This window comes from Solwaraspora sp. WMMD791 (genome assembly GCF_029581195.1).
Lineage (GTDB): Bacteria > Actinomycetota > Actinomycetes > Mycobacteriales > Micromonosporaceae > Micromonospora_E.
Genome location: NZ_CP120737.1, coordinates 5,500,527 through 5,523,494, shown reverse-complemented (window position 1 = coordinate 5,523,494; position 22,968 = coordinate 5,500,527). Strand labels below are relative to the sequence as shown.

Below are 22,968 nucleotides of genomic sequence, written 5' to 3'. Positions count from 1 at the left end.
TCAGCGGCCGAACGGGTCCGGCCGGCGTTCCAGCAGACGGTGCACCGCCTGCTGAATCGTCTCCCGGACCTGGTCGGCCAGGTTGAACACCACCAACGGGTCGTCGACGTAGTCGGCGAACTGGGCGGTCGGGATCGGCGGACAGAACTCGATCAGCCACTTGCTGGGCAACGGCACCAGCCCCAACGGTCCGAGCCACGGAAACGTCGGTGTCACCGGAAAGTACGGCAGCCGCAGCAGCCGGGCCAGCGGCGCGATGTCGGCGAGCAGCGGATAGGTCTCCTCGGCACCGACGATCGCCACCGGGATGATCGGCGCACCGGTGCGGATCGCCGCCGCGACGAACCCGCCCCGGCCGAACCGTTGCAGTTTGTAGCGCTCCGAGAAGGGCTTCCCGACACCTTTGAAGCCCTCTGGGAAGACGCCGACGAGTTCCCCACCGACCAGCAGCCGTTCGGCGTCCGGGTTGCAGGCCATCGTCCCGCCGAGTTTGCGCGCCAGCTCCGAGACGAACGGCAGCCGGAACACCAGGTCGGCGCTGAGCAGTCGCAGATGCCGGCGTTCGGGATGGGAGTCGTACAGGACCGCCGACAGCACCATCGCGTCCAACGCGACGGTGCCCGAGTGGTTGCCGACGACCAGCCCGGCGCCCTTGGCCGGCAGGTGCTCGACGCCGAAGACCTCGGTGCGGAACCACTCCCGGTACAGCGCCCGCAGCACCGGCTGGAAGACGCTCTCGGTCAGCTGCGGGTCGAAGCCGAACTCGTCCACCTCGTAGTCGCCGGCCAGTCGGCGGCGCAGGAACGCCAACCCGGCGGCGACCCGTTGGTCCCAGACGTCCCCTGGCTGGTCCGGCACCGCCGGCTGGTCGGCGCGGCTCCCACCCCGGTCATGCTCCGTCACGTCAGTATTCGTCACATCAGCTCCTGCGCCGTGCCGGCGGCGCGCCCGCGACGAATCCGCCGGAACCCGTCGAGGATGGCCTGCTCGGCAACGGCGAGCCGATCGGCGTCGAGCATCGCGCCGGCCGGGTGGGCCCGGCGGAAGTCGTCGAACGCCTCGGCGGTGGACCGTGGGGTGAAGCCGAACTCACGGGTCAACCGGCTGGTGTCCACCACCCGTCCGTGGACGAAGAGGTCGATCTGGTCGAACCCGTACCGCCCCACCCCGACGCTACGGGTGAGGCCGACCGCCGTGGCCAGGCCCGGCTCCAGCACCGGTACGGCGACCCGCCCGGCCCGCCGGATCGCCTGGGACAGGGTGAGCACCCCCGGCCCGGCGACGTTGAACGTGCCGGGATGGTCCTCGACGACCGCACGGTGCAGCACTTCGAGGGCGTCGTCGACATGCACGAACTGCAGCCGGGGATCCCGGCCGAAGATGGTCGGCACCACAGGTTGCGCGAAGTAGCGGGTCAGGCTCGTCTCCGCGGTCGCGCCGATGAACGGCGCGAAGCGCAGCACGGTGGCGGTGACGTCCGGGCGGCGCCGCCGGAAGCCCCGCACGTACGACTCGATGTCGAGGATGTCCCGGGCGAAGCCACCGCGCGGCACCTCGCGCGGCTCGGTCTCCTCGGTGAAGACCGCCGGGTCGCGGAACGAGGCACCGTACGCGGCCGTCGAGGAGCGCACCACCAGCTTACGCAGGCCCGACGCCTGCTGACAGGCGGCGAGCAGCTGCATCGTGCCGATGACGTTCTGCTCCTTCATCGCCGCGCGCCCGCCGTGCTGCTGGTCCGGGCCACTGACCACGGCCAGGTGCACGACGGCGTGTGCGTCGAGGTCGGCGATGATGCCACCGGCCGCACCGACGTCGGCGCGCACCTGGTCGACGTCGCGCAGCAGATCCGCGAAGTCCGGCACCGGCGGGGCGGGGTCCAGGCCGATGACCCGGCCGACCCCGGGGTCGGCGGCGAGTCGACCGGCGACCCGGGCACCGATGAACCGGCTGGTCCCGGTGACCACGACGGTCGGGGACCTCACCATCCGGTCCTCACCATGCGGTCCTCCCAATGCCGGTGGGTGACCGCGACGTGAGCAAGCCGGGCCGAGGCCCGGCGGCGGTCACTTGCCGAGACGTCGACGCTGGACGCGGGTCTTGCGCAGCAGCTTGCGGTGCTTCTTCTTGGCCATACGCTTGCGGCGCTTCTTGACCACGGAGCCCATACGAAAGCCTTCCCAAACACAGGTACGGGTCGATCCGTGCGCCGCGTCACCGCAGCAGGCACGTGGACCGAACTGGACAACCGACCGGGCCGGCGGGCGGAGACCTCCACCCGTGCGACGGTACGGTCGGCGTCAAGCCTAGCCCGCACGTGTCAACAGCACCAACGCGACCCCGGCAACACCGGGTGTCGCGCTGGCGCCGCAGCGTCCGGGCGAGTCGCTAGGCGGTCTCCCGGAAAGCTCCCCGCAGGTACTCGTGCACCGCGTGCTCGGGCACCCGGAACGACCTACCGACCCGTACGGCGGACAGCTCCCCGGAGTGCACGAGTCGATAGACAGTCATCTTGGACACCCGCATCACCTTCGCCACCTCGGCGACGGTGAGAAACGTGACCTCCGACAGCCTGCCCTCGGACTGTGGTGATCCTGCCATGGTTCACCAACCCATCCCATTCCCCGGCGCGTGCCGCCCGACGGACCCTTCCCCGCCGCGACGGGCAACGCACGTGTTACCAGTACGGTAGCGGGGTCGCTGTGACCGGCGCGATCCGTTCCGTCATTTGACATCAGGTGGACGGGCGGCGACACCCGTACGGGCGACCAGGGTGCGCCGCCAGCCCGGACACCGTGCGTGGTCAGGCAGCAGCCTGCCGTACGTAGTCGACGCAGCCCTGGTGCAGGTCCTCCCAGGGCTCACCGAACTGCAGCCGGGCCGCCTCGTCGAGGTCCAGCCCGTCGTGCACCACCGAGGTGAAGAACGCCAACGTGCGCTCCTCGCCGAACCGGTCGACCAGGTGGCGTACCGCCAGGTAGCCGACCCCGTAACCGGCGCTGACCTGCCAGTTCTCCGCGTCGGCCGTCGGTTCCACCGCGCTGAGCGGGCCCTGCCAGTCCTGCTCCAGCACCAGCCGGCGGACGTTGGCCAGGCCTTCGTAGCGGACCACCGGCCGGCCGCCGGCCGCCGCGTGCTCGGCCAGTCCTTCGATCAGCCACCAGGCGGCGCGTTCACGGTGACCGCCGTCGGGCAGCGATGCCGCGTGCGTCATCTCGTGGCGTAGCAGGTCGGGGCGGACCACGTCGCGCAGATTGGTGCCGTTGAGCACGATCTCGTAGTGCCCGCCACCGATCGCGACGGCGTACCCGGCCGTCCACTCTGGCCTGTCGCCGCCGTACCAGCGGCGCCACTCGTCGGCGCCGGCGTAGAAGATCCGGTAGCGGTCGGGAGCGGTGCCGGTGACCGCGTACCGGTCGGCGACGAGCGCCGCCTCCTCGGCGTCACGCAGCAGTCCGGGCAGCAGGTCACGGTTGGCCGGGGTGGTCGCCACCAGCGTACGGTTGCCGGTCGCCACCACCAGCTCGCTGACCTCCCAGGGCCGCGGCCCGTCCTGCAGGGTCAGCGACGGCTCGACCGCGACCAGTTGCAGCCGGTCGCCGTCGGTGCTCCACCGCTGGCCGACCACGACCGGGCTGGTCCGGCAGGACGGCACCACGAAGCAGTGCTGGTAGCTGACGAGGAGCCGCCACTGGGTGGCGGGGGTGGCGGGGGTGCCCGCCGTCGACGCGGGCCCGCCGGGCGCGGTCACGGACGGAGTCGGCGACGGCGACGGCGTCACCGACGGCGACGGTGTCGCGGACGGAGTCGGCGTCGGTATCGACCCCGGTGACCCGGACGGCGTCGGCGTCAGCGACCCGGTCGACACCGACGGCGACGGGGTAGGTCCGCCGCTGGCCACGTCCGGGTCGAACGCCGTGGGCAGCATGCTGATCGTGGGACGCCAGGCGGTCACCTTCATCGCCCGCAGGGTGCGGAACTGTCGGGCCAGGTCGTCGCGGGCCGGTGAGCCCGCAGCGGCGACCGCGAGGAAACCGCGTTCGTCCCCGGCGAGCAGCGCGGCGGCCTGCTGGTCGAGCAGCGCGCCGATCTGGGTACGCAGCCACGCCTGGGTCGCCTCCGGTGGGTCACCGGGCTGCGGGCTGGGCGGGGGGCCGGTCGGTACGGCGACCGGCGGTTGCGTCTGCGGTGGGTCCGGTGTCGGCAGCCGGTCGACCAACGCCACCGCCCCGACCACCGGCGTGGCGCAGAACAGCACCGTCGCGACCACCCCGAGAACCGGCCACACCGACCACCGTCGTTCGCGGGGCACGCCCGGCCCGCTGGCCGCCGCCGCAACCTTGACCGGCTCGGCTCCAGCGGGCTCAGCAGGTTCCGCCGGGGCGGGCTCAGCAGGTTCCGCCGGGGCGGGCTCGGCGGCAGTGGGTCCGCCCTCGACCGGAGCGCTCCCAGTCGGATCGGCGGTCGGTTGATCGGTCGGCGCGGGGTCCTGCCGGTCGGTCACCCGCCGAATGATACGGCCACGGCGATGATCGAAACCTGGCCCGGGGCCGCCGGTCGCCCCACCGACGCCGCGACCCGGTCAGCCGCGGGACCGCAGCGCGCGGCCGAGGAACGCCACGTTCGCCGGGCGCTCGGCGAGTCGACGCATCAGGTAGCCGTACCAGTCGGTGCCGTAGGGCAGGTAGACCCGCACGGTGTAGCCCTCCGCCGCGAGCCGGGTCTGCTCGGCGGGGCGCACCCCGTACAGCATCTGGAACTCGAACTCCTCCGGGGTCCGGTCGAACCAGCGTGCCCGGTCCTCGGTGATCGCGATCAGCCGGGGATCATGGGTGGCGACCATCGGGTAGCCGGGACCGGAGAACAGGATGTTGAGGCAGCGGACGAAGGACTTGTCGACGTCGATCGCGGCCTGGTAGGCCACCGACTCCGGCTCGGCGTACGCGCCCTTGCACAGCCGGACCCGCGACCCGGCGGTGGCCAGGTCGCGGCAGTCCGCCTCGGTCCGCCGCAGGTACGCCTGCAGTGCCACCCCGGTCCGCGGATGCTCCGCCCGCAGCGTGTGCAGCACGTCCAGCGTCGAGTCGGTGGTGGTGTGGTCCTCCATGTCGAGGGTGACGGTGCAGTCGACGCCGGTCGCGGCGGCGCAGATGGCCCGGGCGTGCTCGGTCGCCGCCGGCTCGTCGAAACGTTGCCCGAGGGCGGAGAGTTTGACGCTGACGTCGGCGCCGACGGCCAGACCGGCCCGGTCCAGCGCGTCGAGCAGCGCCAGGTACTCCGCGCGCACCGCGCTGGCCTGCTCCGCGGTGGTGGTGTCCTCACCGAGGTGGTCGATGCTGATCGTCAGGCCGGCGCCGGTGAGCTGCGCACCGGCGGTCAACGCCTCGTCGATCGAGGTGCCGCCGACGAACCGGCGGACCACGTCACGGCTCAGCGGTGTGGTGGCGACCAGCCGTTCGATCGTGGTCGACCGGGACGCGGCGAGGATGACCGAGCGAAGCATGGGGCGAGCGTAACGCCCATGGTCACGACAAGCTCGGGCAGCGCGCGAGGTGGTGTGCGTGCCGGGCGTGCACCGGTGAGCTACAACAGGACCGTGGACAAGATCTCCCCGCGCCGGCTCCGCTCGACCAGCGTCCAGCTCGGCGCCCTCACCGCGCTGGCCCTCAGCCTGTCCGGCTGCAACATGGTCTCCGACGACGACTGCGACGACGACCGGTCGATGGGCGTCGGTGGCGGCGGCACGGCGGTGGTCGCGCTGGCCGGTGGCACGCTGGCGACCGGTGCGGCGGCGGACCCGGCGGACCGGACCGGTTCGGGCACGTCGACGGCGGCCGTACCCGACCGGGGCGGGTTCGGCACCCACCTCGCCTCCTGCGGCGGCTGAGGGTGCACCGGGAGGTCTGCCGGCCCCGCCCGGGCTGGGACGCGACCGTGCGCCAGCAGGGCCTGGTGTACGTCGACACCGAGCTGCCCGACGGCGCGGTGATGTCCTACTGGGACGAATCCGCCTGCTACGCCCTGGAGCTGCCGGAGGTGCTGCGGCTGGAGGAGGCGACCGAGGAGCTGCACCGGATGGCGGTGGCCGCCGCCGAGCACGTGGTGGCCCGCCGGCGGTACGCCGACTTCGGCATCCCGGCGTGGGCGGCCGACGCGGTCGCCCGGTCGCTGCGCGAACAGCCACCGACCCTGTACGGCCGGTTCGACCTCTGGTACGACGGCTCCTGGCCGCCGAAGCTGCTGGAGTACAACGCCGACACCCCGACCGCCCTGGTCGAGGCGGCGATCGTGCAGTGGTACTGGCTGGAGGACACCCGGCCGGAGCTGGACCAGTGGAACAGCCTGCACGAGCGGCTGGTCGCGACGTGGGCGCAGATCAAGGCCGGGCTGCACCAGCCGATGCTGCACGTGGCCTGGTCCAGCGAGGAGACCACCGGCGAGGATCTGATGACCGCCGGCTACCTGGCGGAGACCGCCCGGCAGGCCGGGCTGGCACCGCATCTGCTGGCGATGCTGGACATCGGCTGGGACGGCCGGCGCTTCGTCGACGACACCGACCAGCCGGTGACGACCTGCTTCAAGCTGTACCCGTGGGAGTGGATGCTGGCGGAGCCGTACGGCCGGTTGGCGCTCGAACCCGGCACCCCGACGACCTGGATCGAACCGGCGTGGAAGCTGCTGCTGTCGAACAAGGCGCTGCTGGCGGTGCTCTGGGAGCTGTACCCGGACCATCCGTACCTGCTGCCGGCGTACCTGGACGGCCCTCGGGACATGCCGGAGTACGTCGCCAAGCCGCTGCTCGGCCGCGAAGGCGCGGCGGTACGGATCGTGACCCGCTCCGGCGAGGTGCACAGTCCGGGTGACTACGGCTCGGAAGGCTGGTGCTACCAGCAGTTCCGGGCATTGCCGGCGTTCGACGGCAACCATCTGGTGCTGGGCAGCTGGGTGGTCGCCGGCGAGTCGGCCGGTGCCGGGCTGCGGGAGAGCAGCGGCCTGATCACCGACGGGTACGCCCGCTTCCTGCCGCACTACGTGGCGGCCCACCGGGCCGGCTGAATCGTCTACGGTTGTCTGGTGGACTTCGACGCGTACGCGCGGACCGCGGTTGATCTGGTCAACTCCCCGCTCGCTGACCTCGACGACCTGAAGGCGCTGTTCCACGGCGAGCACCTCTGGATGCTCGACGAGGTCGCCGAGCGGGACGTCCCGGTGTTCCGGCGGGCGGCCAAACGACTGCGGGACGTCTTCGAGTACGGCACCACCGGTCGCGACGGCGACGCGGTCACCGAGCTGAACACCTTGCTGGAGGCGTACCCGGTCCAGCCACGCATCTCCGGGCACGACGCCAACGACTGGCACATGCACGTGACCAGTCGCGGCGCGTCGGTCAGTTCCGAGTATCTGGCCGGCGCGGTCTGGGGCCTGTCGGTGTGGCTGTGCGAGTACGGCAGTTCCCGCTTCGGCGTCTGCGCGGACGCCCGGTGCGGCAACGTCTACCTGGACACCTCGTCGAACTGTTGCCGCCGGTTCTGCTCCGAGCGGTGCGCCACCCGGTCGCACGTGGCGGCGCACCGGGCCCGCAAGCGGGCCGCCGAGGAGACCTCGCTGCTGCCGGTCTCCTGACCGACGGTCGCGCGGTGCCGTCGCCGGCTACCGGTTGCCCGACCGCCGGTCGCCGGTGACGGCGGCGTCCTGGCTGTCGCCGGCCACGGTCAGGTGCCGGCGGGCGAATTCGAGCGCTTCCCGCAGATCGGCTTCGCGCAGCGTACGGCTGCGGGCACCACGGGTCGCGACCTCGACGGCGACCGCACCCCGGAACCCCCGACCGGCCAGTGAGCCGAGCAGCTCGGCGCAGGGCTGGTTGCCCCGCCCGGGGACCAGGTGTTCGTCGCGGCCGAGGCCGCTGCCGTCACCGAGGTGCACGTGCTCGAGCCCACCGCCCATCGAGTCGGCCAGGGCGAGCGCGTCGGCCCGGGAGGCCGCGCAGTGCGACAGATCGAGGGTGTACGAGTCGTAGCCGACCGTGGTCGGATCCCAGCCGGGCTGGTAGGGGACGAACTCGCGGCCGGCCATCCGTACCGGGAACATGTTCTCCACCGCGAACCGTAGGTCCGGGTGGGCGGCCTGCATGGTCCGCAGCCCGTCGGCGAAGGTACGCGCGTAGTCACGCTGCCAGCTGAACGGCGGATGCACCACCACGGTCGGCGCGCCGAGGGTCTCGGCGAGCACCGCGGAGCGCCGCAGCCGCTCCCACGGGTCGGCGCTCCACACCCGCTGGGTGACCAGCAGGCACGGGGCGTGCACGGCGAGCACCGGCACCCCGTAGTGCGCGGCGAGGCCCTTGAGCGCACCGGCGTCCTGACTGACCGCGTCGGTCCAGACCATCACCTCGATGCCGTCGTAGCCGAGGGCGGCGGCCAGCTCGAAAGCGGCCGCCGTCGGCTCGGGGAAGACCGAGGAGCTGGAGAGCAGTACGGGTACCGCGGAGGTCACCTGGCCAGCCTAGCCCGGCGTGGTGCGCTCCGCCGATCGGTGATCCGGACCCCAGCCCGAAGCGGGTTCCAGCTGTGCCATCCGGCGCAGGATCACCCCTTCCCGCAACGCCCACGGGCAGATGTCCAGGCTCTCGATCCCCAGCTGGCGCATCACCGACTCGGCCACCACCGCCCCCGCCAGCAGCTGGTGTCCCCGGCTGGCGCTGACCCCTTCCAGCTCGTGCAGCTCGGCCGGCGGGATGTGCCGGATGAAGCCGGTCACCTGCCGCAGGCCGGTACGGGTGAGCCGCCGAGGTGCCCACAGCCCGGCGCTCGACGGCGCCGCGCCGGTGAGCCGGGCCAACGTCCGGAACGTCTTGGAGGTGCCGACCGCCTGGTCCCAGCCCTGCGCCTGTAGTTGCGGAATGAGCGGCTGCACCTGGTCGTCGACGTACTCGCGCAGTTCGGCGACGAACGCGGCCGGCGGTGGGCTGGTGGTGAACGGGGTGACGCCGAGCCGTTCCCGGGTGAGCCGGCCCGCCCCCAGCGGCAGCGACTGGGCCAGGTGCGGTTCCTCGTCGATGCCGGCGGCCAGCTCCAGCGACCCGCCACCGATGTCGAGCACCAGCAGCCGACCAGCCGACCAGCCGAACCAGCGGCGGACCGCCAGGAACGTCATCCGGGCCTCGTCGGCGCCGGAGAGCACCTGCAGGTGTACGCCGGTCTCGGCCCGGACCCGGGAGAGCACCGCCGCCGAGTTGGTGGCATCGCGTACGGCCGAGGTGGCGAACGCGATCAGGTCGCTGGTCTGCCACTGGTCGGCCGCCGTACGGGCCGCGGCGACCGCAGCGACCAGGGCGTCGGCGCCGGCCGGGGTGAGCGCACCGTCGGGGCCGATCTGCTCGGCCAGCCGCAGCAACGACTTCTCCGAGTGCGCCGGCCACGGGTGGGCGCCGGGGTGCGCGTCCACCACCAACAGGTGCACGGTGTTGGAACCGACGTCGAGCACACCCAGTCGCATGTGATCACCCTAGGCCAACCCGGCGAACCGACCGGCGGCCCGCCGAGCCGGCATGCCGGCATGCCGGCTCGGCGGGCCGCCGGTCTCCCGCACCGTGCCGGCCACCTGCCCAGCTCACCGGCGTTGGCAGGCGTACGCTGGCCAGGTGGCACGCCGTGACGAGCTCCGCGTACTGGTCGACGACCCGGCCGACCCCCGCAGCCGGGAGGTCGGTCTCGACTTCGCCCGGGAATGGATCGAGTTCACCGATCCGGCCGACGCCACGCATCTGGTCCGCGCCGACCTGACCTGGTTGCTCTCGCGCTGGACCTGTGTGTTCGGGCAGTCCTGCCACGGCATCATCGCCGGTCGGGCCGCCGACGGCTGCTGCTCGCACGGCGCGTTCTTCACCGACGCCGACGACGAGAACCGGGTCAAGGCGGCGGCGAAGCGGCTCACGCCGCAGACCTGGCAGCACCACCGGCGCGGGTTCAGGAACTACACCGAGATGGACACCGTCGACGGCGAGAACCCGGCCCGGCGTACCGCGACGCGCTCCGCCGACGGGCCGTGCGTGTTCCTCAACGATGCCGACTTCCCCGGCGGCGGTGGGTGTGCTCTGCACGCGCAGGCCCTGCGCGACGGGGTGCACCCGCTGGAGTACAAGCCGGACGTCTGCTGGCAGCTGCCGGTCCGCCGGGACCAGGAGTGGACCAAGCGGCCGGACGGCAGCAAGGTGCTGGTCTCCACGCTCACCGAGTTCGACCGGCGCGGTTGGGGTGCCGGCGGCCACGACCTGGACTGGTGGTGCACCTCGTCGCCGGAGGCACACGTGGGCACCGAACCGATGTACCGGTCCTACGAACCGGAGCTGACCGCGCTGATCGGCAAGGCCGCGTACGCCCGCCTTGCCGAACTGTGTGCCGCGCGGGCCCGGCGCGGTCTGGTCGCGGCCCATCCGGCCACGCCGGCCCGCCGGCCACCGGCCGCGAGACAGGCGGACTGACCGGCCCGCCGGATCGGCCGACCGGCCCGCCGGATCGGCCGACCAGCGCAGCGGGTGGACCGACCAGCGGCCGGCGGTACGCCGCCGGTCAGGGCTCGAACTTGTAGCCCAGGCCACGGACCGTGACGATGTAGCGCGGCGCCGACGGTTCCGGCTCGATCTTCGACCGCAGCCGCTTGACGTGGACGTCGAGCGTCTTGGTGTCACCGACGTAGTCGGCGCCCCACACCCGGTCGATCAGCTGCCCCCGGGTCAGCACCCGGCCGGCGTTGCGCAGCAGCAGTTCGAGCAGTTCGAATTCCTTGAGCGGCAGCTGCACGGAGGCGCCGGCGACCGTGACGACGTGCCGTTCGACGTCCATCCGGACCGGGCCGGCGCTCAGCGTCGGGGTGGCCGGCTCGGCGGCCTCGGTGCTCTGCCGGCGCAGCACGGCACGGATCCGGGCGACGAGTTCCCGGGGCGAGTACGGCTTGGTGACGTAGTCGTCGGCGCCGATCTCCAGCCCGACCACCTTGTCGATCTCGCTGTCCCGGGCGGTGACCATGATGATCGGCACCCGGGAACGCTGCCGCAGCTCCCGGCAGACCTCGGTGCCGGACATCTCCGGCAGCATCAGGTCGAGCAGCACGATGTCCGCGCCGGTGCGGTCGAACTCGGTGAGCGCCACCGTGCCGGTGGGCGCGACCGAGACCTCGAACCCCTCTTTGCGCAGCATGTAGGAGAGCGCGTCGGAGAACGATTCCTCATCCTCGACCACGAGTACGCGGGCCAACTGATCTTTCCTTCCGTGTGTCCGGCCTGATCGCTCAGACCTGGTCAGACGCGGCCGGACCAAGCTCGATCTCAACCGATTCGGGCAACGGCAGGGCAGCGTCCGGCGGGCTGGCGGGCAACCGCAGGGTGAACGTCGACCCTCCACCCAATGTGCTGGACACCTCGACCCGACCGCCATGGTTGGTGACGATGTGTTTCACGATGGCCAGCCCCAGTCCGGTGCCGCCGGTGGTCCGCGACCGCGCCTGGTCGGCCCGGTAGAACCGCTCGAAGATCCGGTCGACGTCGTCCGGGGCGATCCCGATGCCCTGGTCGGCCACGGCGATGTCGACGTAGTCGTCGCTGCGGGAGATGGTCACCGTGACCCGGGTGTCCTCCCCGGAGTAGGCGACGGCGTTCTCCACCAGGTTGGCCACGGCGGTGGCGATCTGGCTGTCGCTGCCGTAGACGGTCAGCCCGCGCTCGCCGCACACCACCACCTCGATGCGGCGGGCGGCGGCGGTGGTCCGGGTCCGGTCCACCACCTCGGCGAGCACCCAGTCGACGGCGATCGGGTCCGGCGCGGGCAGTGGCTCGGCACCCTGCAGCCGGGTCAGTTCGAGCAGTTCGTTGACGAGCCGACCGAGCCTGGTCGACTCGTGCTGGATCCGTTCGGCGAAGCGCCGCGCGGCAGCGACGTCCTCGGAGGGGTCGGCGACCGCGCTGTCCGGGTCGGTGGCGTCCAGCAGCGCCTCGGCGAGCAGTTGCAGGGCACCGATCGGGGTCTTCAACTCGTGGCTGACGTTGGCCACGAAGTCCCGTCGGACCCGCGCCACCCGGTGTGACTCGGTGACGTCGGCGGCCTCGATCGCGACGTGGTTGCCACTGAGGCCGACGGCGCGCAGGTGCACACCGAGCGGGTCCTGGGCACCGCCCTCCCGGCCCCGGGGCAGGTCGAGCTCGACCTCCCGGCGTACGCCGGTGCGGCGTACCTGGCCGGCGAGGGTGCGGATGATCGGATGCGCGGTGATGCTGCCCGGGGTGGGCCCGGCCCGGAGCATCCCCATCGCACGGGCCGCCGGGTTGATCAGGACCGGTACGTCGGTGGCGTCGAGCACCACCACGCCGACCCGCAGCGAGTCGAGGCTCTTGCGGGCCAGCGAGTCGAGGACGCCGCGCTGCGGTGCCGGCGCGGCGGTGTCGTTGGCGACGATCGACGGCCTCCCGTAGGTCGGCGTGAGCTGCCCGCCACGGCGAGACGCCGTGGCGGATGCCAGTTGTCGTGCCCGGGCTCGCGCCAGGAGCAGCCCGGCGGCGAGCCCGCCGCCGGCACCGACGGCCGCGCCGCCGGCCAGAACCGCCCAATCCACGGGGCGATCGTAGAGTCATTGTTAACCTGGCCAGCCACCCGAACAGGACATATCACACCGCGAACAGCAGATGTTCATACGGCAGCCCCGCTCTGTTCACCCGTGTTCATCTGACTGCCCCGCAGCAGCAATACGGTGTGGTCGACCCCGGAAGGCACCGCTCACCGGGCCGGCCCCGACGACGGAAGGCGATCATGCGCGAGGAGTTCCAGGCCGAACTGCAGGAAATCAGCGACCTGCTGGTGTCGATGGCGGAGGCGGCGCGGGTCGCGCTGCGCCGGGCCACCGGTTCGCTGTTGACGGCCGACCGGGAGGCCGGCGAGCTGGTACTGGTCAGCGACGCGGAGATCGACGCGCTGTACCGCACCGTCGAAGAGCGGGTCACCGACCTGCTGGTCCGGCAGGCACCGGTCGCATCCGACCTGCGGATGGCGATCACCGCGCTGCACGTGGCCTCCGGGCTGGAGCGGATGGGCGACCTGGCCGACCACGTGGCGAAGACCGCGTTGCGTCGCCACCCGTCCCCGGCCGTACCGGCCGAGCTGCGCGAGGTGTTCTCGGAGATGGCGAAGGTCGCCGACCGGATGATCGCCAAGGTGATCGAGGTGCTGCGGACCCCGGACGCGCAGACCGCGGCAGAGCTCGACGGCGACGACGACGCCATGGACGAGCTGCACCGCCAGCTGTTCAAGACGCTGCTGGGCAAGGACTGGCCGTACGGCGCGGAGACCGCGATCGACGGTGCGCTGCTCGGGCGCTTCTACGAGCGGTACGCCGACCACGCCGTCAACGCCGGCCGCCGGGTCGTCTACCACGTCACGGGCGTCACCCCGAACGACTGACGTGCGTCGCGGGTCGGGCCGGGCGTAGCGGCCCGACCCGCGACCGCTGACTCAGCGGCCCTGGTTGGCCACGGCGGCGGCCGCCGCCGCGGCGGCGTCCGGGTCGAGGTAGTCGCCGCCGGCGTTGATCGGGCGCAGCGCGCCGTCCAGGTCGTAGCGCAGCGGGATACCGGTCGGGATGTTCAGCTTCGCGATCGCCTCGTCGGAGATCCCGTCGAGGTGCTTGACCAGCGCCCGCAGCGAGTTGCCGTGCGCGGCCACCAGTACCTGCCGGCCGGCGAGCAGGTCCGGCACGATCGCGTCGTACCAGTACGGAAGCATCCGGGCCACCACGTCGGCCAGGCACTCGGTGCGCGGCATCAGCTCGGGCGGCAGCTCCCGGTAGCGGGCCTCACCCACCTGCGACCAGTCGTCGTCGTCGGCGATCGGCGGCGGGGGGGTGTCGTACGAGCGGCGCCAGAGCATGAACTGCTCCTCGCCGTACTCCTCAAGGGTCTGCTTCTTGTTCTTGCCCTGCAGCGCGCCGTAGTGCCGCTCGTTGAGCCGCCAGGACCGGCGGACCGGGATCCAGCCGCGGTCGGCGGTGTGCAGCGCCAGCTCACTGGTGCGGATGGCCCGCCGCAGCACGCTGGTGTGCACGATGTCGGGCAGCAGGTTGTGCTGGGCCAGCAGCTCACCGCCGCGCCGTGCCTCGGCTTCGCCCTTGGCGGTCAGGTCCACGTCGACCCAACCGGTGAAGAGGTTCTTCGCGTTCCACTCGCTCTCTCCGTGCCGGAGCAGCACCAGTGTCCCCACAGTCATGCGCTCCATCCTGCCGGACCCGCCGCTCGCCGGTGCACCGGGTGCGGGCCTGGACCGGTCGGGGTGACGACCGCCACGTGGTAATTCGGCTGCCACGGCGACCCGCCGACCACTAGCGTGTAAGGGCAGTACCGGGTGGTGGTCATTACGTGCACGGGGGTGCGGTGGTGCGGGGCGCGCAGGGGTGGCTACAGCGGACCGCCGGCGGACTGCCCCGGACCTTCTGGTACCTGTGGACCGGCAGCCTGATCAACCGGCTCGGCTCGTTCGTGGTCATCTTCCTGGCGATCTACCTGACCGCCGAACGCGGCCTGTCCGAGGCGCAGGCCGGTCTGGTGCTCGGCGCCTGGGGTGCCGGTGGCGCGGTCGGCACACTGCTCGGTGGCACGTTCGCCGACCGTTGGGGCCGCCGCCCGACACTGCTCACCGCCCACCTCGGCACCGCCACCATGCTGCTCGCGCTCGGCCTGGCGCAACGGTGGTGGCTGCTGCTGCTCGGCGCGGCCCTGCTCGGCATGTGCAACGAGGGCGCCCGCCCGGCGTACGGGGCGATGATGATCGACGTGGTGCCGGCCGCGGACCGGCTGCGTGCGTTCTCGCTCAACTACTGGGCGGTCAACCTGGGGTACGCCTTCGCCGCCGTCCTGGCCGGGCTGGCCGCGCAGGTCGACTACTTCCTGCTGTTCGCGGTGAACGCGGCGACCACACTGGCCACCGCCGCGATCGTGTTCGTCGCCGTCGGTGAGACCCGACCGGAGGCAGCCGGGCCGGCCGCTGGCACGGCCGGCCTCGCGACCCGACCGGCCGGACTGCGTACGGTCTTCGCCGACCGGGTCTTCCTCGGCTTCGTCGGGCTCAACGTGCTGCTGGCGGTGGTGTTCATGCAGCACGGCGCGATGTTGCCGATCTCGATGGCGGCCGACGGGCTCTCTCCGGCCACCTTCGGCGCGGTGATCGCCCTCAACGGGGTGCTCATCGTCGCCGGGCAGCTGTTCGTGCCCCGGTTCATCGCGGGCCGGAGCCGGTCGCACGTGCTGGCGCTGGCGGCGGTGATCGTCGGGCTGGGGTTCGGGCTGACCGCCGCCGCCGACGTCGCCTGGTTCTACGCGGTCACCGTGCTGATCTGGACCGTCGGCGAGATGCTCAACTCGCCGTCGAACGCCACGTTGATCGCCGAGCTGACCCCACCGCAGGTCCGGGGTCGCTACCAGGGCGTCTTCTCGTTGTCCTGGTCGGCCGCCGCGTTCATCGCGCCGATCGTCGGCGGTGCCGTCTGGCAGTACGCCGGGGACACCGTGCTCTGGCTGGGCTGCGCGGTGATCGGCGCGGCGGTGGCGATCGGTCAACTGCTGGCCGGTCCGGCACGCGAACGGCGGGCCGCCGAACTGCGGGCGACCGAACTGCGGGCCGCCGATCGGCGTACGGCGGCGGCATCGCGTACCACCGTCGTCGCACGGAGCGAATGAGCACAGGTCACCGGCGCGGACAGGGAAGCCCGGCGGTGGGGAGCGACGCTCACCCCCGTAAGCGTCGCTCCCACTCACCGCCGGTTCCGGGTGGCGCCGTCCCCCAACGGCCCAATGCCACCGATCCCCCACGCACTGCCCGGTCGACCGGACCGAACCGGTCCGGTGGCCCCCAGCCAATTGCCGGGCGCGGCGCGTACCACAACCGTAGTTCCTGGCGGTTCCCACCGACAAGCGGATCAGGTTGTACCGCCAATCACACAGGCCGGTTCATCGTCGAGGTTTAGCCCACGACCACTCGTCGAACAGTGACGACGGCGATACGCTCAGGCATCTTCGCGGTGCGGTGATTCCAGCCGGAAGAAATTGCTCGGCGTACCGTCCGTGCGCTGCTCCTGATAGATGAAATTGAGACGCCGTTCATCAAAGGTCGCAAACCACTCATCCCAGGAGATGGGCCGCAGGTTCGCGCCACCGTACCCGGGGAAGTCGATCCGCAGCACGCTGGGCCGCCCGTCCCGAGGCGCCCCGACGGTGGCCGGACTGCCGCCCCGTGCCTGGGCCCACTTCTTGATCACTGCCCGGTTGGTGGTCACCAGGCTCCGGCCGGGCCGTTCGGCGTGCTGCTGCGGGCCGTCGATGCGCTGCGCGTAGTTCAACGACCGGGACGACGACGGACCGGTCCGGATCGACCCACCGGCAGCGCCGGACCTGGCACCGCTGGTCGAGGCGCTCTTTCGGGAACTCGACGACGCACTCTTGCGACCACCCGATGACGCGCTCCTACGGGCGCTCGACGACGCGCTCTTGCGCGCACTCGACGACGGGCTCCGGCGCGCACCCGACGACGCGCTCTTGCGCGCACTCGACGTACTCTTGCGGGCGCTCGCGGTGCTCTTGCGGGCGCTCTGCGACGTGCTCTTGCGGGCGGCCGGCGAACCGGCCTTCGGCCGCGACGCCTGCTGCGCCCGGGCCGGAGTGCCGCGTCGCATGGCCCGGGCCAACGACTTGATCAGATCCGGCTTACGCAGGTTCGAGGTGCCGGTGACACCCCGCTTGCGCAGTTGGTCACGCAGTTCGTCGACCCGCAGGTGGGCCAGGTCGTTCTCCCGGATGCTGCTCCCCGCCCGCAGGATCGTCGCGGTCGCCGGCCGGGAACCACCCGAACTGCTCCGGGCCGTACGGGTGCCCGAACTGGCGCTGCGGGCGGTACCGCGCGATCCGCTCGACGTGGCACTGCGGCGCCGGTTGCTGGTCTGCTGAGGCATGTCTGCTCACTCCCTTGACAGTGTCCCTGCGGGGGGCAGTGGGCGACGATTGCGCCACCATGCGAGCAGTACCCTGCTGGTTGTCGACTAACCCGGATCCTCGGTCGACTTCCCATCGAAAAGGTGCGCGAACGCCTGCAGATTAGCCAACGATTCACCCCGGGCGACCCGCCATTGCCACTCACGACGTATCGCCGAACCGAATCCGATCTCCAACATCGTGTCGAATGATTCGTCAGCGTAGGTGAGGACGGATCCGAGAATCCGGTCCAGTTCGTCCTCGGTGACTCCGGCGAGACCGATCCGACCGGTCAGATAGACGTCGCCGGCAGCATCGATGGAAAACGCCACGCCGTACATCCGGGCGTTGCGCTGCAGCAGCCAGGTCCACAACTCGGTACGGCGTTCGTCGGGCTGACGCATCACGAACGCCTCGACCCGCAGGGCATGCTCACCGACGATCAGGTTGCACACCGTCTTCAGCTTGTGGGTGCCCGGCAACGTCACGGCGTACGAGAACTCGCCGGTCGGTTCGCAGGCCAGCTCACGCTCGGCGCAGACCGCCTCGATCAGCGCAGCTACCTCGTTCCGCCTGCTCATGCTCCTCCTGGTCAGCGGATGCTCGCCGACAACGCGTCGGCGTCGCGGCACATCGCGGCGGCCGCCGTCCGGCGGTACGCGCACACCGCCTCACCGTAGACGCGCAGCAGCCCGGCCGCAGTGCGTGACCACGAGAACTGCCGGGCATGGGTGACCGCACCCCGGCCGAGCCGCTGGCGCAGCCCGGGAGCGGCGAGCAGACCGCCGAGGGCCCGGCCCCACTCCGCCGGGTCGTGCCCGTCGACGAGCAGCCCGCTGTGCCCGTCGCGGACGGCGGTGACCAGGCCGCCGACCGCAGCCGCCAGCACCGGCGTACCGCAGGCCTGCGCCTCCAGCGCGACCAGGCCGAAGGACTCGTTGTGCGACGGCACCGCCACCAGGTCGGCGGCCTGGAACAGGGCCGGCAGGTCGGCACCGCGCAGCGGTGGCCAGAACCGCACCAGGTCGTCGATGCGCAGCGACGCCGCCAGGTCGATCAGGGCACTCGGCTGGTCCAGCCCGGTGCCGCTGGGGCCGCCGGCGATCACCACGGTCAGGTCGGCCACCGCGCCCGGATCCCGCCGGCGCAGCTCCGCCACCGCCCGCAGCAGCACGTCCGGTGCCTTCAGCGGTTGGATCCGGCCGACGAACGCCACCAGTTGGCCGCGGGTCGGCAACCCCAGCCGGCGGCGGGCGGCGACCCGGGTCGCGTCCTCCCGGCCGGGCGGCCCGGGTCGGAACCGGTCGAGGTCGACACCGGGCTCCACCACGCTCACCCGGTCGGCGTCCGCGCCGTACCGGTCGGTCAGCTCGCGCGCCTCGGTGCCGGTGTTGGCCACCAGGTGGTCGGCCTCGGCGACGACCTGTTCCTCGCCGACGATCCGGGACGCCGGCTCCGGACGGTCACCGGTCGCCAGCCGGGCGTTCTTGACCTTGGCCAGGGTGTGCGCGGTGTGCACCAGCGGCACCCCCCAGCGCTCCTTGGCGAGCCAGCCGACCTGGCCGGAGAGCCAGTAGTGCGAGTGGATCAGGTCGTAGTAGCCGGGTGCCCGCGCGGCCTCGGCCCGCAGCACCCCAGCCGTGAAGGCGCAGAGCTGAGCCGGCAGGTCCTCCTTCGGCAGCGGCTCCAGCGGACCGGAGATCACCTGCCGGACCCGCACCCCGGGGGCCATCTCCACCACCGGTGGCACGCCGCCGGCGGTCGCCCGGGTGAAGATCTCCACCTCGACGCCGGCCTCGGCCAACCGGCGGGACACCTCGACGATGTACACGTTCATGCCGCCGGCGTCCCCGGTGCCCGGTTGGTCCAGCGGCGAGGTGTGTACCGACAGCGTCGCGACCCGGCGGGGAACCAGCGGCGGGTTGTCACCCTGCCCGGCCTCGTCCACCTGCACCACGTCCGCTCCCTCCGTCCGCCCCTGGTGACAACCACCGGCAGAAACCAGAACGACCCGGCACATCTTCCCGGTCCCGTCATCGGCATGCCGCATCCCGGCCGCCGGAGGTGATCCACCTCTCCCCGGCCGTCGACACGGCACGACCGTCGGCCACGGCACGGTCGGCCACGGCACACGGTCGGCCACGGCACGACCGTCACCGCACCGGGGACAGCCGCACCGGGGACAATGGCCCGATGACTCCGATCGCCATCGTCACCGGCGCGTCCAGCGGGATCGGGGCGGCCACCGCCCGGCGGCTGGCCACCGAGGGCTTCCATGTGGTCGCCGCCGCCCGCCGCGCCGACCGGCTCACCGACCTGGTCACCGCGATCCACGCCGCCGGCGGCCAGGCCACCGCCGTGGCCTGCGACGTCACCGACGACGCGGCGGTCGCCGCGCTGGCCGGGGCGGTCGACGCCCTGCCGGGCCCGGTCACCCTGCTGGTGAACAACGCCGGTGGGGCGCGCGGGCTGGATCCGGTCGAGTCCGGCTCGGTGGCCGACTGGCGGTGGATGTACGAGGTCAACGTGCTCGGCACGCTGCGGGTCACCCAGGCCCTGCTGCCGGCGCTGCAGGCCAGCGGGGCCGGCACCGTGGTGGTGATCGGTTCCACCGCGAGCCAGATCGTCTACGAGGGCGGCGGTGGCTACACCGCCGCCAAGCACGGGCAGACCGCACTCGCCGAGACGCTGCGGCTGGAGCTGTGCGGTCGGCCGGTGCGGGTGGTGGAGATCGACCCGGGGATGGTCCGCACCGACGAGTTCAGCCTGGTCCGCTTCGACGGTGACGCCGCCCGGGCCGACGCGGTGTACGCCGGGGTGGCCGAGCCGCTGGTAGCCGACGACATCGCCGACTGCGTCGCCTGGTGCGCCACCCGCCCGCAGCATGTCAACGTGGACCGGCTGGTGGTCCGCCCGCTCGCTCAGGCGGCGCAGCACAAGGTGCACCGGGTGCCGTCGGGGTGAGTCCGGGGCGAGCGGCGACGCCGGTGGGCCGCCGGGCGGTCGGGATGGTCACCCGGGGCACCACCGCGCCGAACCGGCTGCGCCGGGTGGACCGCTGGCTGGCGTACCGCTGTGGACCGACGCTGGTCGACGCCGCCGATCCACTCGTCGTCGATCTCGGTTTCGGCGCGGCGGCGGTGACCACGGTGGAGTTGGCGCACCGGCTACGGGCGACGGTCCGGCCGGACGTCCGGGTCGTCGGATTGGAGATCGACCCGGACCGGGTCGCCGAGGCGGCGGCCGCCGCCGTGCCGCCGGCGTTGACCTTCGCCCGGGGTGGTTTCGAGCTGGCCGGCCTGCGGCCGGTGCTGGTCCGCGCGTTCAACGTGCTGCGCCAGTACGCCGAGGACGACGTGGCGTCGGCGTGGGCGACGATGCGTGCCGCGCTCGCCCCGGGCGGACTGCTGGTGGAGGGGACCTGCGACGAGCGGGGCCGGATCGCCTCCTGGGTGCTGCTGGACCGCGCGGGGCCGGTCTCGTTGACGCTGGCGGTGCGGCTGGCCACCCTGGCCGAGCCGGACTGCGTCGGGCCGGCGGTGCTCGCCGAGCGTCTGCCGAAGGCGCTGATCCACCGCAACGTGCCGGGTGAGCCGGTGCACACGCTGCTGCAGGCGCTCGACGCGGGCTGGCGGGCGGCGGCCGGTTGGGCCCCGTACGGGCCGCGTCAGCGGTGGCTGCACGCGGTGTCGGCGGTCCGCGACGGCGGCTGGCCGGTCATCGACCGACCGGCCCGGTGGCGGCTCGGCGAGCTGACGGTGCCCTGGTCGGCGGTGGCACCGGTGGCACCGCTGGCGCCACCGACCTGACCGGTGCCGGTCGCCGGCCCGGCTGGCGGCGCGGGTCGAGTCAGTCCATGGCGCAGTTGACCAGGACCGGCTCCGGGTGCAGGGTGACGCCGAACCGGTCCCGCACCCCGTCGCGCACGGTACGGGCCAGCTCCAGCAGCGCGGTGGTGCTGCCGCCGCCGCGATGGGTCAGCGCCAGGGTGTGTTTGCCGGAGATCGCCACCGGCGCGTCCGGTCCCGGGTAGCCCTTGCCGAACCCGGCCTTGTCGATCAGCCAGGCGGCGCTGACCTTCACCGTCCCGTCCGGCTTGCCGGTCGGGTCGACGCCGGGCCAGGTGGCCGGCGCGTCGAGACCGGCGGCGGCGACCCGGGCCTGGAACGCGGCGGCGGCGGCCGGGTCGAGCACCGGGTTGGTGAAGAACGAGCCGACCGACCGGGTGTCCGGGTCGGCCGGGTCGAGCACCATGCCCTTGCCGGCGCGCAGCCGCAGCACCGCCGCGCGTACGTCGACGGAGGGCGCCCGGTCGCCGACCGTGGTGCCGAGGGCGCGGGCGAGCTCGGCGTACCGGACCGGGGTGGCCAGGTCGTCGCGGACGAGTTGGAAGTCGACGGCGAGCACCAGGTAGCGGTCGTTGCGTTTGAACAGGCTGTCCCGGTACGCGAAGCGGCACTCGGCGGCGGACAGCGGGTACCGGGTGTCGGTCAGCCGGTCGTGGACGTGGACGGTGCGGATGGTCTCGGCGACCTCCTGGCCGTACGCGCCGACGTTCTGGATCGGGGTCGCGCCGGCCGCGCCGGGGATGCCGGAGAGGCATTCCACCCCGGACCAGCCGGCGGCGACCGTGGCCGCCACCAGATCGTCCCAGGGTTCGCCGGCCTCCACCCGGACGGTGACCGTACCCGGCGCGCCAGCGGTCGGCGGCTGCTCGGCGATCACCTGGAATCCACGGGAGCGGACCAGGACCGCGGTACCGGGGAAGCCGTCGTCGCCGACGATCACGTTGCTGCCGCCGCCGAGCAGCAGGACCTGCTCGTGGCGGCGGCCGGCGGCGCGTACCGCCTCGACCAGGTCGTCGGCGGTGGCCGCTTCGACGATCGCGGCGGGGGGGCCGCCCAGACCGAGTGTGGTATAGCGTGCCAACGGCGCAATGGTCGTTGGGTCTTCGGCAGATGGCGCGTGGGCACTAACGTCGGGCACGCCCTTCACCCTAGGCTGGATTCCACCCGCGGCACGCCACTGGCTGTCGGCTCGACCCGGAGGATCACGATGAGCAGGCTGCACGGCTCCAAGGACTTCTGGCTCGGTGCGTTGCGATCGGAGGGCCCGGCGTTTCGGGCCGCCGTCGACGAGGCGCCGTTGGACACCCCGGTGCCGTCCTGCCCCGACTGGACCCTGCTCGAACTGGTGCACCATCTCGGGTCGGTGTACGCCTGGGTGCGTGAAACCGTGACGCGCGGGGTCACCGACGCGCCGGCGGCGCGGCGGTCGGACCCGACCGGTCGGCCCGACGGTGCGGCGGCGCTGGACTGGTGGCAGCAGGAGTTCGACGCCCTGGTGACCCTGCTGGACGGGCTGGACCCGGAGATGCCGGCGTGGAACTGGGCCCCGCAGGCGAAAAAGGTCGGTTTCTGGCCGCGCCGGATGGCGCACGAGACCGCGGTGCACCGGTGGGACGCGCAGACGGCGATCGTCGGGGTGGAGCCGATCGAGACGAAGCTGGCGGTCGACGGCATCGGTGAGGTGCTGGACACCTGGCTGCCGGCGGGCCGGGGGCGCGGTCCGAAACCGGCGTACGGCGTGGTCCACCTGGTGGCCAGCGACACCGAGCAGGAGTGGTACGTGCGGTTGCGGGGCGAGGGTATGGCCCTGCTGGACACCGACACGATCCTCGACTCCGACGACCACCACACCCGGGTCGTCGCCACCGGCACCGCCAGCGATCTGCTGCTGAGCCTGTACGGGCGGGTCGGCTTCGAGGTGCTGGGGGTCACCGGCGACGCGGCGCTGCTGGACTCACTGCGGGTCGGCTGACGCCCACTGAAGATCGCGACGATCTTGCAGATATCGAGAGCTTTTGCCGGAATTGTTCATCGATGAGTGCAAGATCGTCGTGATCTTGGTCGGCAGGTAACACGCCGGCAACTTTCCGAGAGCGCTCCCTTGACACGATGGTGACTCACGTC

Annotated in this window: 24 protein-coding genes; 9 read left to right on the top strand and 15 right to left on the bottom strand. The window is 72.3% G+C overall.

Going from position 1 to position 22,968, the window contains the following annotated elements:
• The 6 genes from O7623_RS24735 to O7623_RS24710 form a co-directional block, all read right to left on the bottom strand.
• A complete protein-coding gene (locus O7623_RS24735; protein ID WP_282229547.1) occupies positions 1 to 903 on the bottom strand; it encodes a lysophospholipid acyltransferase family protein in 903 nt (300 codons plus the stop codon).
• Between the two features lie 11 nt (positions 904 to 914).
• Complete coding sequence (locus O7623_RS24730; protein ID WP_282225379.1) at positions 915 to 1,985, bottom strand: NAD-dependent epimerase/dehydratase family protein; 1,071 nt, start codon at positions 1,983 to 1,985, stop codon at positions 915 to 917.
• 78 nt (positions 1,986 to 2,063) lie between these two features.
• Entirely contained in the window at positions 2,064 to 2,165 is a 102-nt protein-coding gene (locus O7623_RS24725) for an AURKAIP1/COX24 domain-containing protein (RefSeq protein WP_007465623.1), read from the bottom strand.
• A 220-nt stretch (positions 2,166 to 2,385) separates the two neighbouring features.
• Positions 2,386 to 2,598: a helix-turn-helix domain-containing protein gene (locus O7623_RS24720; protein WP_282225378.1), complete on the bottom strand. Its 213-nt coding sequence runs from the start codon at positions 2,596 to 2,598 to the stop codon at positions 2,386 to 2,388.
• Between the two features lie 202 nt (positions 2,599 to 2,800).
• Positions 2,801 to 4,501, bottom strand: coding sequence for a hypothetical protein (locus O7623_RS24715; RefSeq protein WP_282225377.1), 1,701 nt, complete (start codon positions 4,499 to 4,501; stop codon positions 2,801 to 2,803).
• Between the two features lie 78 nt (positions 4,502 to 4,579).
• On the bottom strand, positions 4,580 to 5,500 hold the full coding sequence (locus O7623_RS24710; RefSeq protein WP_282225376.1) for a proline dehydrogenase family protein: 921 nt from the start codon (positions 5,498 to 5,500) through the stop codon (positions 4,580 to 4,582).
• A gap of 93 nt (positions 5,501 to 5,593) precedes the next feature.
• Between O7623_RS24710 and O7623_RS24705 the strand changes: the two genes are divergently transcribed.
• The 3 genes from O7623_RS24705 to O7623_RS24695 are packed head-to-tail and all read left to right on the top strand — an operon-like array spanning position 5,594 to position 7,620.
• Positions 5,594 to 5,884 (top strand): hypothetical protein, encoded by a 291-nt coding sequence (locus O7623_RS24705; protein ID WP_282225375.1) that lies wholly within the window; start codon positions 5,594 to 5,596, stop codon positions 5,882 to 5,884.
• Positions 5,885 to 5,931: 47 nt separating this feature from the next.
• The gene (locus tag O7623_RS24700; protein WP_282225374.1) at positions 5,932 to 7,053 is read left to right on the top strand and encodes a glutathionylspermidine synthase family protein; all 1,122 of its coding nucleotides are present in this window, start codon (positions 5,932 to 5,934) and stop codon (positions 7,051 to 7,053) included.
• Between the two features lie 18 nt (positions 7,054 to 7,071).
• Positions 7,072 to 7,620 carry a CGNR zinc finger domain-containing protein gene (locus O7623_RS24695; RefSeq protein ID WP_282225373.1) on the top strand — a complete coding sequence of 183 codons (549 nt, stop codon included), beginning with the start codon at positions 7,072 to 7,074 and terminating at the stop codon, positions 7,618 to 7,620.
• 27 nt (positions 7,621 to 7,647) lie between these two features.
• Here O7623_RS24695 and O7623_RS24690 read toward each other — a convergent pair whose 3' ends face one another.
• A complete protein-coding gene (locus tag O7623_RS24690; RefSeq protein ID WP_282225372.1) occupies positions 7,648 to 8,490 on the bottom strand; it encodes a sugar phosphate isomerase/epimerase in 843 nt (280 codons plus the stop codon).
• 9 nt (positions 8,491 to 8,499) lie between these two features.
• Entirely contained in the window at positions 8,500 to 9,492 is a 993-nt protein-coding gene (locus tag O7623_RS24685; protein WP_282225371.1) for a Ppx/GppA phosphatase family protein, read from the bottom strand.
• Between the two features lie 145 nt (positions 9,493 to 9,637).
• On the opposite strand from O7623_RS24685, the gene O7623_RS24680 reads away from it, so the two are divergent.
• Entirely contained in the window at positions 9,638 to 10,477 is an 840-nt protein-coding gene (locus O7623_RS24680) for a hypothetical protein (protein ID WP_282225370.1), read from the top strand.
• 88 nt (positions 10,478 to 10,565) lie between these two features.
• Here O7623_RS24680 and O7623_RS24675 read toward each other — a convergent pair whose 3' ends face one another.
• Together O7623_RS24675 and O7623_RS24670 are read right to left on the bottom strand one after the other, a co-directional pair.
• Positions 10,566 to 11,249 carry a response regulator transcription factor gene (locus tag O7623_RS24675; protein WP_282225369.1) on the bottom strand — a complete coding sequence of 228 codons (684 nt, stop codon included), beginning with the start codon at positions 11,247 to 11,249 and terminating at the stop codon, positions 10,566 to 10,568.
• A 34-nt stretch (positions 11,250 to 11,283) separates the two neighbouring features.
• Positions 11,284 to 12,600, bottom strand: a complete 1,317-nt coding sequence (locus O7623_RS24670; RefSeq protein WP_282225368.1) for an ATP-binding protein — start codon at positions 12,598 to 12,600, stop codon at positions 11,284 to 11,286.
• A gap of 194 nt (positions 12,601 to 12,794) precedes the next feature.
• On the opposite strand from O7623_RS24670, the gene phoU reads away from it, so the two are divergent.
• Positions 12,795 to 13,442, top strand: a complete 648-nt coding sequence (phoU, locus tag O7623_RS24665; protein WP_282225367.1) for a phosphate signaling complex protein PhoU — start codon at positions 12,795 to 12,797, stop codon at positions 13,440 to 13,442.
• Between the two features lie 51 nt (positions 13,443 to 13,493).
• On the opposite strand, the gene O7623_RS24660 is transcribed toward phoU, so the two are convergent.
• Positions 13,494 to 14,252 carry a phosphoglyceromutase gene (locus O7623_RS24660; protein ID WP_348775107.1) on the bottom strand — a complete coding sequence of 253 codons (759 nt, stop codon included), beginning with the start codon at positions 14,250 to 14,252 and terminating at the stop codon, positions 13,494 to 13,496.
• 158 nt (positions 14,253 to 14,410) lie between these two features.
• Between O7623_RS24660 and O7623_RS24655 the strand changes: the two genes are divergently transcribed.
• Positions 14,411 to 15,709, top strand: coding sequence for an MFS transporter (locus tag O7623_RS24655; protein ID WP_282229546.1), 1,299 nt, complete (start codon positions 14,411 to 14,413; stop codon positions 15,707 to 15,709).
• Positions 15,710 to 16,035: 326 nt separating this feature from the next.
• On the opposite strand, the gene O7623_RS24650 is transcribed toward O7623_RS24655, so the two are convergent.
• The 3 genes from O7623_RS24650 to mshA form a co-directional block, all read right to left on the bottom strand.
• Entirely contained in the window at positions 16,036 to 16,977 is a 942-nt protein-coding gene (locus tag O7623_RS24650; protein ID WP_282225365.1) for a hypothetical protein, read from the bottom strand.
• A gap of 87 nt (positions 16,978 to 17,064) precedes the next feature.
• Entirely contained in the window at positions 17,065 to 17,577 is a 513-nt protein-coding gene (locus O7623_RS24645; protein ID WP_282225364.1) for a YbjN domain-containing protein, read from the bottom strand.
• Between the two features lie 11 nt (positions 17,578 to 17,588).
• Complete coding sequence (mshA, locus tag O7623_RS24640) at positions 17,589 to 18,953, bottom strand: D-inositol-3-phosphate glycosyltransferase (RefSeq protein WP_282225363.1); 1,365 nt, start codon at positions 18,951 to 18,953, stop codon at positions 17,589 to 17,591.
• Between the two features lie 236 nt (positions 18,954 to 19,189).
• Here mshA and O7623_RS24635 point away from each other — a divergent pair, with 236 nt between their 5' ends.
• Both O7623_RS24635 and O7623_RS24630 read left to right on the top strand, forming a co-directional pair.
• The gene (locus tag O7623_RS24635; RefSeq protein ID WP_282225362.1) at positions 19,190 to 19,960 is read left to right on the top strand and encodes an SDR family oxidoreductase; all 771 of its coding nucleotides are present in this window, start codon (positions 19,190 to 19,192) and stop codon (positions 19,958 to 19,960) included.
• Positions 19,961 to 20,004: 44 nt separating this feature from the next.
• Entirely contained in the window at positions 20,005 to 20,805 is an 801-nt protein-coding gene (locus O7623_RS24630) for a class I SAM-dependent methyltransferase (RefSeq protein WP_282229545.1), read from the top strand.
• Between the two features lie 40 nt (positions 20,806 to 20,845).
• Here the strand turns inward: O7623_RS24630 and O7623_RS24625 are convergent, their stop codons facing one another.
• Positions 20,846 to 21,982, bottom strand: a complete 1,137-nt coding sequence (locus tag O7623_RS24625; protein ID WP_282225361.1) for a UDP-N-acetylmuramate dehydrogenase — start codon at positions 21,980 to 21,982, stop codon at positions 20,846 to 20,848.
• 69 nt (positions 21,983 to 22,051) lie between these two features.
• Between O7623_RS24625 and O7623_RS24620 the strand changes: the two genes are divergently transcribed.
• Complete coding sequence (locus O7623_RS24620) at positions 22,052 to 22,816, top strand: maleylpyruvate isomerase N-terminal domain-containing protein (RefSeq protein ID WP_282225360.1); 765 nt, start codon at positions 22,052 to 22,054, stop codon at positions 22,814 to 22,816.
• Positions 22,817 to 22,968 lie beyond the last annotated feature (152 nt).